This is a genomic window from Pseudoalteromonas sp. SR44-8 (genome assembly GCF_014163635.1).
Classification (GTDB): Bacteria; Pseudomonadota; Gammaproteobacteria; order Enterobacterales; family Alteromonadaceae; genus Pseudoalteromonas; species Pseudoalteromonas rhizosphaerae.
Genome location: NZ_JACJDS010000041.1, coordinates 1 through 11,589 on the forward strand (window position 1 = coordinate 1; position 11,589 = coordinate 11,589).

Genomic DNA, 11,589 nt, shown 5'->3' on the forward strand with positions numbered 1-11,589 from the left:
TTATTATCAGAATTCCAAATTTTAGTTAATTGCTAACGCGATTAACACCAAATTTGCTTGGTAACAATAGCGTTTTGGACCCACCTGACCCCATGCCGAACTCAGTAGTGAAACGAAACAGCGCCAATGATAGTGTAGCATTTGCTATGTGAAAGTAGGACATTGCCAGGCTCCAAATAAGAGAAACCCGTTACAGCGATGTGACGGGTTTTTTGTTGTCTGCAGGAAAGTGAAAATGCAGGTGAAAGGTAAAAGGCATCAGGTTAAAGGAAAAGAATAAGCGCCTAATGCCGACTCTATACATTTGCTATGTGACTTTTTATCGCTGTAGGCACCACGACATTGCTAGGCTCCAAATTGAGAAAGCCGCTTCAGAAATGAAGCGGCTTTTTTACGTCTGTAGGAAAGCTAATGGCTTCGAGCCGTCAGTGTTAACCTTTGACATGTGTGCGCCATTTTTAATCTTGAGAAACTAGCGCCCTTTAAAAGGAACTGCTATCTAGAAAATGCACTTCTAAAACAACCCATATTCTGCTGTTTCTTCAGCATGTTGATGCATTAAGTGATCAGGTCTAAAGATTGCACTTGGGTCTATGAGTACGCTATGTTTATGCTCAAGTTTTATTAATCCTCGCATCATATTTTTGGTCTGCGGGTCAATGTCAAAACCTACATCTGTTAGCTTATCTAAAGGCTTGATATCTTCTTTTTTATAACTGATATTATCCTCGACTTTATCAACAAGTAGTCCTATATGTGGGTTTCTACCATCTTTAGTTGTGAAAATGATGATTGGTTTATAATCTAAAATAATTTGTTCTTTGGCTGATTCGAACAGTCTAATTAATTGCATAAAATTGCTGTTTCGCTCAATATTTAGGTCAATAAGAGCTTGCTTTGGATTGCCTTTTTTTACTAGTTCAATTAGCTTATTAGCACGACTATACAAGCGTGCATGAGGGATCTTAAATCGTTCTATAATTGCTTTAAGATCTTCATTTTCGGTTTTAAAGCTGCTGTACCATTTTGCAAAGTTAGATTGCTGAATGTCAGTGTTGTGGTTAAAAGGTTGATTTTGGTTAATGCTATTTTCAAGTGCGAAAAACCATTCGTGTTGTTTTTGTTCCCACTCACTAAATAAATTCACTAATGATAAGTTGGTATCTTGTGTTGATTGTTTGTTGAGAATAATACCTAGATCAAATATTGGAGTGGGGGTTTCCATATAGTCTTTAACACCAATAAAACTTTTATTGTCGTTAGGTAATGAGGTTAAATTATCTTCAAAGCGTTCAGTTAAAAGTATGTCGAGAATTTTTAATGAAATTGTTTTCTGGCCTACTCTAAAATTAATTAAGTCCATAGTGTCCTCACCTCCTAAATATATAGCTTAATAATAGAACATTATTTAGAAAGCGCAGCTATTTTGTTAAAACACAGAGCGATAGACAGTATGCTTATTCTTATCAGTTTTATTGACGAATAACGCGTTTATTTGTTTATCTTCACTAAAAATAATATTTAGGCGCTGCATTAAACAATTATGTTGCAGTGGTTGCGGGCAGCGTTGTGCTGCGGCGCTAAACACCATTGCATTGAGATAGCCTTCAAAGTGCAGACGACTAGGTGTACTAACTTGCGCTGCAGCCATATCTTTGAAGAATTCAGTGCACCAATAAGCGTTACATTTATTAGGGTTAGGAATTACTTCGGTCGCCATAAGTTTACTGGGGTATTTTAGGCGAGCAAATAAGTCATTGCTTGAGGCAAAAGATATACTGGTGTAGTCAGGCATAAACTGTTGTTCATATGCGCTATTTATAAATTCAGATAATGGTTTGTATGTGCCGACTAAGCAAATGGCAGTAGCACCGCTGGCTTTTAGTGCTTTGAGAGCATCCTTAATATCATTACTATTTCGTTGATAGCGAGCGACTTTAACTGGCTTTAGATTGTGTTTGGCGAGCGATTCTCGCAATCCAGATTCTACTACAAGACCAAATTCATCTGCTTGAATTAAAAACCCAATACGTGTGTGATTGTTTTCTTCGACTAGGTATTTTATTTGCTCGTCAGCTTCATCATCGTAGCTAGCTCTTATGTTGAATACATTAATTGTTGGCTGATAATGCAAAAATTTAGCGCCGCTGTAAGGCATTAAATATGGAATTTGCAGTTGTTCAAGGATTGGTAAAACAGCAAAGCTTGTTGGAGTTCCCATTGCACCGAATAGCGCATCTACTTTGTCTTGATAAATAAAGTGACGAGTATTACTTACTGCGCGTTTTGGTTCATAGCCATCGTCGGCGACTATTAATTCTACGTGTGCTCCGTTGATACCTCCGTTTTTATTTAGCTTGTTAAAATAGATATTACTACCTAGGTAAAGTTGTTCACCAATTTGTTTGGCAGGTCCTGTTAACGCGGTAGACATGCCTAATTTTATCGCTGGCTTGTTCTCGGCATAGGCGAAATTGCTATGTGAAAATGAAAAGAAGAAAAGAACGCTAAGGTAATTTTTTAAGTAAGTATTGTTCATACCAATTAGTAACAGCCTGTTTGAATAGTTTATCGAGTGATTTCTTACCACGGATCTGTAAAACTATTTGTGCCTTTTGTGATGACCAGTTTTGTAATATTAGTCTAATAAAAAGACATTTGGTATTTTCATCGCAATTAGATAAGCTGCTTGGTGTGCACCAAAGTGTCCGCCACAATAAAGGTTTGATGGTAAAAATTTGGTAATCTGTTGTTAGTAATGCAGCTAGACGTGTATCTTGGATGTTATCAGCGTTATGTTGAGCACAGTCACGCAGTACTTGTTCGACTAATTGTTGATCTAACTGATTGAAATGATCAAGTAGTTGCAATGCAAAGTCTGATTGAAAATCAGTTTTCAGATTTTTAATTAGCGAGCTGCGATCAGTTAAACTTTTAGCCACAAGAGCTGCATGTTCTGCAGTCGCTTTATCTTGCATAAAGCCTAGTTTAACTAAACTAAACCCCGCCATTTGCCAAAACTTGAGTAGGCTCGCATTAGCGCCAAAACTGGCTCCAAACCAGTCACAGCTTGATGCTAGTTGCTGTTCACAATGAGTAATAAGTTGTGAACCAATACATTTACTATGCTGTGATGGAGCTACAGCAATGCGCACAACACGAGCACACAACCTTGTTAGTACGTCAGCATTAGCACTTAACTGTGCTAATGTTTGCGCCATCAAATGCCCCTGTGGGCGACGTTGACCACTAACAACCTGTTGACTCAAGTCTGCGGTTAAACCGCCTTCAATCGCAATTAGGCATACTGCAATAATAACGCCTTGTTGCTGACATACAAAGATGCGTTGCTCTGTCGCGTCGAGTAAGTGGCGCAAGTCATTCACGCTAGTTTGATAATGCGCTAATGCTAATAGCCCAATGACTTGACGCAGTAGTGCTTCATTTTCAGCAAGGTGTTGGGGAGTCAGTTCAGAATAGAGCAGAGCGCTGGTGTCTAGCGTAATATCTTGATAATCGGCGTCAAGTGCTAACAAATTACAAATATGCTGTTCTAGCGGATCATTCGCTGCGAAGCGAATTGGTTGCTCTAGAGTAACACTATGCATATTTTTATAATGTTGCTCTAGGTAACGTTTGAATTTTAAAGTATACCCGCGGCCATTCCCTTCATAACCTACCATAGTGCTGGCAAATATAATGCGGGGATAATGCGTGAGCATTTTAATTAATAATGGTACTGGGATCGCAGCAGCTTCATCAACCAACAATACATCACAGTCAGGTAGTTCATTTAGTAATTGATCGGGTGCAATATAATGCAAGTTGGCGAGTTGTTTATCCCGAGTTTGATAGCTTAATCCTCGTGCTGCGGCAAAGTGTTTAAAACAGCTGTGTAGGGCGTTAAACTGCTGTGCACAAATGAGTATTTTTTTATCGTTAAGTGTTGCAGCAGCAAGCCCTAAAGCCGCCGATTTTCCGCGGCCACGATCTGCGCTGATCAATAAAGGGCGATTGGCTCTACCGTTGGCAGTTCTAATGATTTGCTCGATGCAAAATTGCTGTTCAGTTAGGTTTATTTTACCTGCTAGCTGGCTTGTTTCTGGTAACGTTTGCCAGCCTGATTGTTGGCTGAGGTGCAGATACAAATTACTCTGGAGTAAGCGTGCAAAGCGTTGGTTAAAATAACTCTGCTGTTGTTGTTGAGCAAATGATTGAAAGGCGGTCAGTGCTGGGTCACACCAATAGTGTAAATCATCAAGTTCTGGCAACAATACAATAAATAAACCGCCAGCCTGAACAGTGCCACTAAGAGCAGCAAATTTGTCTGGCACTAAGCCACTAAAACCGTCATAAATAACATGCTGAAATTCTTGGCCAAGAATTTGATGAGTATGTTCAGGCCAGCTACTGTCAGTGAGTTCGCCACTAGTTGATAATACCTTAACAAGCGGATGGCAAAGTTGCTTGAGTAACTCATTAGCCTGTTGATAACACCAGTTTTGTTCGCCAGTAATGAGTAGCAATTGCCTATGTTTAGCATAGGCAATTTGCGGTAGGATATTACTTATTAACGAGTTAAATGGCTTGTAGTCGTGCATAAACAGTTACTAACCACTTACTACCAAAGTCATCAAAATTCACTTGTACGCGAGATTGAGCGCCACTGCCTTCGTAATTAATAACCGTTCCCATACCAAATTTTGCATGTAATACGTGTTGTCCTAAGCTAAAGCCACTTTCTTCAAATACGGCATGACTTACTGATGAGCTAAATCGTCCTGCTGCGGGTGGTCGCGATACTTGAGTTTTAATACGAATTTCTTCAATACAATCTTCAGGCATTTCACGTAAAAAGCGTGATGGACTGTGGTACTTTTCTTGACCATAAAGACGGCGGCTCTCGGCATGGCTAATATAGAGTTTTTCCATGGCGCGAGTCATGCCGACATAACAAAGACGACGCTCTTCTTCTAACCGACCTGATTCTTCATTACTTTGTTGAGATGGGAACATGCCTTCTTCAACACCAACCATAAATACGAGTGGAAACTCTAAGCCTTTCGCTGAGTGCAACGTCATCATTTGCACTGCATCTTCATGTTCTTCAGCTTGACCATCACCGGATTCCAGTGAGGTATAAGCCAAGAATCCTTGCAGTGGTGAGCTAAACTCTTCATCTTCCGGGAGTTCGTATTGGCCACAGGCGCTGATCAGCTCTTCTAAGTTTTCTACCCGGGCGCGGCCCTTTTCGCCTTTTTCTGCTTGATACATCGCCATTAAACCAGATGTTTGAATAGCGTATTTCGCTTGCTCTTCTAAAGTGAGATCACCAATTTTATCTTCAATATGTTCTACCAGTTCAACAAACTTAGTAACAACCGTCGCCGCACGTCCTGATAAATGTTGTTGTTCTACGATGGCTTTGGCGGCGTACCATAATGGCAATGATTCGCTACGCGCACAATCGCGAATATGGCTTAAGGTTTTATCGCCAATGCCACGAGCAGGAGTGTTAATCACTCGCTCAAATGCAGCATCATCCTGACGATTACCTACGAGCCGTAAATATGCCAGCGCATCTTTAATTTCCTGACGTTCAAAGAAGCGCATACCGCCGTAAATGCGGTACTTCAAGCCTTCTTGTAACATGGCTTCTTCAAGTACCCGCGATTGCGCGTTACTACGATATAAAATCGCCGCATCTTGTAGGGCATTACCAGCGTTTAACCAGCTGCGTAATTTGCTGCTTACAAAGCGCGCTTCGTCTAATTCGTTAAAAGCGGCATAAACAGAAATAGGTTCACCATCATTGCCATCAGTCCAGAGGCTTTTACCCATTCGGTCTGAGTTATTTTGAATAAGTGCATTAGACGCTTTTAGAATAGTGGCAGTAGAGCGATAGTTTTGTTCAAGGCGAATAGTTTCGGCTTTAAAATCGGTCAAAAAGCGCTTAATGTTTTCAATTTTAGCACCACGCCAACCGTAAATACTTTGGTCATCATCACCTACGATCATGATGCTGTTGGTATCGCCGGCTAATAATTTAAGCCATGCATATTGAATGGTGTTGGTATCTTGAAACTCGTCTACTAGCATATGGGCAAAACGTTGCTGGTAGTGACGTAGTAAGGTTGGATTATTTTTTAGTACTTCAAAACTACGTAATAAGATTTCGGCAAAATCAACTAATCCTGCTCGATCACATGCTTCTTGATAAGCGGTGTAAACTTTAAGCATCATTTGTTCGTTGATGTCGTAAGCTTGGATATCTTTGGGGCGCAGACCTTCATCTTTCTTGGCGCTGATATACCAGCCAAACTGTTTTGCAGGCCATTTTTTGTCATCAATATTCATGGCTTTTAATAAGCGTTTGATCATTCTAAGTTGATCATCAGAGTCTAAAATTTGAAACGCTTCTGGTAAGTTTGCTTCGCGATGGTGGGCGCGCAATATACGGTGTGATAAGCCATGGAAAGTACCAATCCACATACCACCTACTGGTGCTTGAAGGGCTTGTTCAACGCGCGTGCGCATTTCTTTAGCTGCTTTATTGGTAAAGGTTACTGCAAAAATACTATAAGCGGAGGCTTGCTCAACCTGCATTAACCATGCGATACGATGAACGAGTACTCGAGTTTTCCCAGAGCCTGCGCCAGCAAGCACCAGCATATTTTGGAGTGGGGCTGCAACTGCATCCCGTTGTTTATCATTTAAACCGTCGAGTAATTCTGAAACGTCCATCATCACGCCTTTTCAATCAATATTAAAAGCAGTATAACAGGTGTTTTTGTTAGGCTAAATAAAATACTGTTTTTATAACCAGTTAATTTAATACATAGTCTAAAGGCTTTAAAAACTTAATGATTCATTTATAGTCATTTTTTAGCTAAGCTAGATCAATGGTGTGAAGTGATATCGCCAATTTGACTTATATTTAGTAAAAATCACGATTTTAGCTAGTTCTTCGTATTATCGTTGATTTTAACATATTGATTTTTAATAATTAAATAATTGGCATGAAGAATGTAAGTAGATAAGAATAAAATTAAATTAATAATTGAGGTTAACATGGCAGAGCAAGGTTCAGGCGGTAATGTTATCGCAGCGATTTGTAATATATTTTTCCCAGGTTTAGGGCAGTTAGTTCAAGGCCGGATCATGGCGGCAATTGGTTTCTTCCTAGCGTGGGTTATTAGTGGCGCGCTTATTTATGTTGCGATTGGTTTTATATTACTGCCGATCGTCTATATTTGGGCAATCATTGATGCCGCGCGGTTTAGATCTTATCGGTAGCTGTATCACTTCAAAGAATAGCGCTTTTTAGCGCTATTTTTGTCACTGGCTTTATTTATTCAGCACTGACTAGGGTATAATCCCGATCATTAGTTGTATTTAGGTAAAGTTATGGAATACCAATTTATACGCGATCCAATAAGTGGCCTGCGGATTAAAATTAGCAGTGAACATGCGGTTATTGGCCGTTGGTTAAATGAAGAGATCGGCAAAGACAAAATTGCTATGGTACAAGCTTTAATAGCCTCAGTATCAAGTAGTTTTGAGCCGTTAACGCTACAGGGCCAAGAAATTGATTTGATCTTAAATAAAGATGAAGCCATTTTTGAAGCCCATGCCTTGCACCAAGACTCTGAAGATTTATTTGCTTATCAAGATGATGAGCTTATGCTCGAGGAAAATGGTTTAAGTAGTGGCTGTGGTTTTGAAGATTTTGTTGATCTGATTAATTCATGGCAAGAATTTACTACAGGCAGGTAGCCGTCAGTTTTCAGTTAGCAAAATACCCTCGGGTGCCGCGTAATGAAATGCCCTTAGCTATATTGGCAATATTTGTGTTAGCGACCTCTGCGTATTAACCACAATCAGCACGTAGAATCGATTTCATCGAAGAGTATTTATCTGTATTATTAACTACAATTAAAAAATAGTAACTGGAAGAGATATGTCTGCCAATTTAAATAAACTAGTGGTGATGCTAGAAATGCAAAATGCCATGAACACCAAAGTTCATGATCAATGGTTTAGCCAAGGCTTTGAATGGTATCGCGCTATTTGGGTTGAATGCGCTGAAATGCTTGATCATTACGGTTGGAAATGGTGGAAAAAGCAAACTCCAGATACCGAGCAAGTTATTTTAGAATTGGTTGATATTTTTCACTTCGGTTTATCGTTACGCATTGATGGTGAGACCAGTTATTTAGATCTTGCTAAGCAGTTGGAACAACAGTTAAGTGCACCGCAACAAGCTGATGATTTCAAACAAACGTTAGAAATTCTCGCCGCGTCAGCCGTCGCTGAGAAAACCTTTAACGCCGCAGCCTTCGCTGGATGTATGGCGCAAATAGGTATGGATATTGATGATTTATATCGAGGCTATGTAGGTAAAAATACGCTTAATTTTTTCCGCCAAGATCATGGTTATAAAGATGGTAGCTACATTAAAGAATGGCATGGCAAAGAAGATAACGAGCATTTAGTTGAGGTCGTTAAAAGCCTGAATACGGAACATGCTGATTTTGCAAAGCTTGTATATCAAGGCTTAGAGGCTCGCTACCCTAAAAATTAAGGCAGCATGTCACGAAAATCAGTGACGCTCAAATAGTCACTGATTTCATTGTGCGGTTGTTTACTATCTGGGTTTGCAACCGCCAATAAATGGCCAATACCATATTCTTTTGCGGCGTTTAGTACCGCTAAACTGTCGTCAACGAACAGCGTACGCTGCTTATCAAAACCTAAATCGAGTTGTACTTGCTGCCATAAGCTTTGCTGCTCTTTACTCACACCATATTGATGAGTCGACACCACACCATCTAAATAGTTATCAATATTGGTTTTTTCAAACTTGAGCATGACACTTTCCGGGTGTGCGTTGGTAAGTAAAATCAACTCTTTACCCGCTTTTCGCAACGATGTTAAAAATGCAGGTACATCCTCACGCATTTTAATGAGGTGCTGATGCTGATATTTTAGCTCCATAATAGGTAAATTAAGTTGTTGTTCCCAGTAATCTAAGCAATACCATTGGATTTGACCGCTAACGGCTTGATAGCGTTTTAATATATCCGCTTGGGCTTGTGCCAAACTAATATTCTTTGCGATAGCGAGTTGCTCAGGGATCACTGTCAGCCAAAAGTGATTATCAAAATGGAGATCGAGCAAAGTGCCATCCATATCTAGCAGCACAGTATCGATTTTTGACCAATTTAACATAGGAATTTCATCTTATAGGGTTTATTATTGAACTAACTGCCATGATAGCAAATTAATGCCAATGACACAGAAAAAGCACCCAACACCACCACAAATTCTTCGCACCGAAGTTGTTGCTAAAAGCCGATTATTTACGGTGGAATCACTTGAATTAAAATTTTCAAATGACGAACAGCGTCAATACGAACGGATCCGCGGCGGTGGCCGAGGGGCTGTAATGATAGTGCCATTAACAGCTGATAATGAATTACTGTTAGTACGAGAATATTGTGCTGGCACTAATGATTATCAACTAGGCTTCCCAAAAGGCTTAATTGATCCTGGTGAAACACCAGAACAAGCAGCAAACCGAGAATTAAAAGAAGAAGTTGGCTTTGGTGCTGAGCAACTTCAGCCACTTAAAGTGGTTTCAATGGCACCCAGTTACTTTAATGCGACTATGCACATATTGTTTGCGCAACAACTTTATCCGCAAACTTTAGTTGGGGACGAGCCAGAACCATTAGTGGTTGTTAAGTGGCCATTAACCGATTGGCAGTCATTATTACAACAATCAGACTTCACCGAAGCACGAAGCGTTGCAGCTTTGCTATTATTAACTAAGCATTTAGAATCAGGAGCTGCGAATGATTGAATTACTTGAGCCATGTATTGAGCTTGCGCAAAGCGCTGGTGCTGCGATTATGGCTATTTACAAGAAAGATGATATTGGCCAGCAAGAAAAGTCAGATCACACACCTGTCACTAAAGCCGATTTAGCCGCTAACGATGTGTTAGTTGCTGGATTAAAAGCACTAGCGCCAGATATTCCTATTATGTCAGAAGAAACACCAATCCCTGCTTTAGCGGATAGGCAAGATTGGCAGCGCTATTGGTTACTCGATCCAATGGACGGTACCGGTGAGTTTATTTTAGAAAGCGGCGACTTTGCGGTAAATATCGCTTTGATTGAAAACAATCGCCCAGTGCTTGGGGTGATTTATTGGCCAGCGAAAGAGACAACTTACTTTGCCAGTTATCAAAATGGTGCATTTAAGCGTGTCGATGGCGTAGAGCAGCAGATCAATGTTGCCACTCCAGATAACTTAACTTTGGCTGTTAGTCGTCGTCAAAAAATTGAAGCTGTTAGTCAATACTTGAACGCGCAGTTTACAACAGTTGCTGTAGGTTCATGTTCTTTAAAAGCATGTATTGTTGCTGAGGGTAAAGCTGACTGTTTTTTACGGATAGGGCCAACAGGTGAGTGGGATACGGGAGCATCGCAAATAATTGTTGAAGAAGCAGGTGGCTGTATTACTGATGCTGAATTTAATCCATTAACCTACAATCAGCGTGAGAGTACAGAGAACCCTGACTTTATAGTGATGGGTCACCCTGATTGGGAGTGGCAAAAAATGATCAGTCCACACCAAAGAGCGCTTTAATTACTCTGTTTGTTTGCTTTTTGTTCGGTTGAACAGCTTTAAGCAGTTTAACTGTTGCATTATAATATGATTCCTATACTATAGCGCTCTCTTCGAAACAGGCTCGCAAATAACGCGAAACCGTTGAAAAAGAAATTACAGGCGCGGGATGGAGCAGCCTGGTAGCTCGTCGGGCTCATAACCCGAAGGTCGTCGGTTCAAATCCGGCTCCCGCAACCAATTTTCTTAAATGATTTGGTGCATTGGAAGTTTTAAAAGGTCGTCGGTTCACTCTTCACCTTTCACAGCTCCCGCAACCAATTCTTTTAAAGAAGCGGTTACTGTAAACTCTTGGTGAGAGTTAAAAATCACTAGTCGATAGACTTAAAATATACAGGCGCGGGATGGAGCAGCCTGGTAGCTCGTCGGGCTCATAACCCGAAGGTCGTCGGTTCAAATCCGGCTCCCGCAACCAATTTTTATTGGAAGCCAAGTTGTCATGTATAGCAACTATAAATAAATCTGCAATTTCAGGCGCGGGATGGAGCAGCCTGGTAGCTCGTCGGGCTCATAACCCGAAGGTCGTCGGTTCAAATCCGGCTCCCGCAACCAACTGAAATTACAATTTAAAATATTAAACAGACACGCCTAAAGCGTGTTTTTTTATGCCTGAAACTCAGTGAAATAAATAGCTCGTCGGTCTCAGCTCTACATTAGCCAGCAAAGGCCATCTATTTAAATCCGGCTCCCGCAACCACTGAAATCAAGTAATAATGAATCGACACTCTTAAAATGAGTGTTTTTTTTATGTCTAAAATTCAGTGAGTGCGAAAATTGGGCTACTCATAACCCGAAGGTCGTCGGTTCGTTCTTCATAAATTCTGGCTCCCGCAACCACTGAAATCAAGTAATAATGAATCGACACTCTTAATGAGTGTTTTTTTATGTCTAAAAT

The 11,589-nt window shown here is 40.4% G+C and carries 10 protein-coding genes, 3 tRNA genes and 1 rRNA gene; 9 read left to right on the plus strand and 5 right to left on the minus strand.

The genetic code is table 11. The annotated features are described in order from the left end of the window. Positions 1 to 56: 56 nt before the first annotated feature. Positions 57 to 171, plus strand: a 5S ribosomal RNA gene (rrf, locus tag H5183_RS17635). A 343-nt stretch (positions 172 to 514) separates the two neighbouring features. On the opposite strand, the gene H5183_RS17640 is transcribed toward rrf, so the two are convergent. The 4 genes from H5183_RS17640 to uvrD all read right to left on the minus strand — a co-directional run bounded on the left by H5183_RS17640 (position 515) and on the right by uvrD (position 6,744). After that, the gene (locus H5183_RS17640) at positions 515 to 1,363 is read right to left on the minus strand and encodes a chemotaxis protein (RefSeq protein ID WP_145242578.1); all 849 of its coding nucleotides are present in this window, start codon (positions 1,361 to 1,363) and stop codon (positions 515 to 517) included. 66 nt (positions 1,364 to 1,429) lie between these two features. Beyond that, on the minus strand, positions 1,430 to 2,434 hold the full coding sequence (locus H5183_RS17645) for an ABC transporter substrate-binding protein (protein WP_259397389.1): 1,005 nt from the start codon (positions 2,432 to 2,434) through the stop codon (positions 1,430 to 1,432). Between the two features lie 73 nt (positions 2,435 to 2,507). Continuing rightward, positions 2,508 to 4,601, minus strand: a complete 2,094-nt coding sequence (locus tag H5183_RS17650) for a GNAT family N-acetyltransferase (protein ID WP_182732323.1) — start codon at positions 4,599 to 4,601, stop codon at positions 2,508 to 2,510. After that, positions 4,579 to 6,744 (minus strand): DNA helicase II, encoded by a 2,166-nt coding sequence (uvrD, locus tag H5183_RS17655; RefSeq protein ID WP_145242582.1) that lies wholly within the window; start codon positions 6,742 to 6,744, stop codon positions 4,579 to 4,581. Before uvrD ends, H5183_RS17650 begins: the two co-directional genes overlap by 23 nt. Before the next feature lie 327 nt (positions 6,745 to 7,071). On the opposite strand from uvrD, the gene H5183_RS17660 reads away from it, so the two are divergent. The 3 genes from H5183_RS17660 (at position 7,072) to H5183_RS17670 (ending at position 8,584) form a co-directional block, all read left to right on the plus strand. Next, entirely contained in the window at positions 7,072 to 7,296 is a 225-nt protein-coding gene (locus H5183_RS17660; RefSeq protein WP_145242571.1) for a hypothetical protein, read from the plus strand. Positions 7,297 to 7,407: 111 nt separating this feature from the next. Continuing rightward, complete coding sequence (locus tag H5183_RS17665) at positions 7,408 to 7,776, plus strand: YacL family protein (protein ID WP_145242569.1); 369 nt, start codon at positions 7,408 to 7,410, stop codon at positions 7,774 to 7,776. A 184-nt stretch (positions 7,777 to 7,960) separates the two neighbouring features. Then, entirely contained in the window at positions 7,961 to 8,584 is a 624-nt protein-coding gene (locus H5183_RS17670) for a dUTP diphosphatase (protein ID WP_182732324.1), read from the plus strand. Here the strand turns inward: H5183_RS17670 and yrfG are convergent. Further along, positions 8,581 to 9,231, minus strand: coding sequence for a GMP/IMP nucleotidase (gene yrfG / locus H5183_RS17675; RefSeq protein ID WP_145242565.1), 651 nt, complete (start codon positions 9,229 to 9,231; stop codon positions 8,581 to 8,583). The two genes, H5183_RS17670 and yrfG, sit on opposite strands and share 4 nt — an antisense overlap. A 61-nt stretch (positions 9,232 to 9,292) precedes the next feature. Between yrfG and nudE the strand changes: the two genes are divergently transcribed. The 5 genes from nudE to H5183_RS17700 all read left to right on the plus strand — a co-directional run bounded on the left by nudE (position 9,293) and on the right by H5183_RS17700 (position 11,246). After that, positions 9,293 to 9,865 carry an ADP compounds hydrolase NudE gene (gene nudE, locus H5183_RS17680; RefSeq protein ID WP_179959231.1) on the plus strand — a complete coding sequence of 191 codons (573 nt, stop codon included), beginning with the start codon at positions 9,293 to 9,295 and terminating at the stop codon, positions 9,863 to 9,865. Further along, positions 9,858 to 10,655 carry a 3'(2'),5'-bisphosphate nucleotidase CysQ gene (gene cysQ, locus H5183_RS17685; protein WP_145242561.1) on the plus strand — a complete coding sequence of 266 codons (798 nt, stop codon included), beginning with the start codon at positions 9,858 to 9,860 and terminating at the stop codon, positions 10,653 to 10,655. Before nudE ends, cysQ begins: the two co-directional genes overlap by 8 nt. Before the next feature lie 142 nt (positions 10,656 to 10,797). Further along, positions 10,798 to 10,874 (plus strand) — tRNA-Met (locus H5183_RS17690). 158 nt (positions 10,875 to 11,032) lie between these two features. Next, a tRNA-Met gene (locus H5183_RS17695) sits at positions 11,033 to 11,109 on the plus strand. 60 nt (positions 11,110 to 11,169) lie between these two features. Next, positions 11,170 to 11,246 (plus strand) — tRNA-Met (locus H5183_RS17700). Positions 11,247 to 11,589 lie beyond the last annotated feature (343 nt).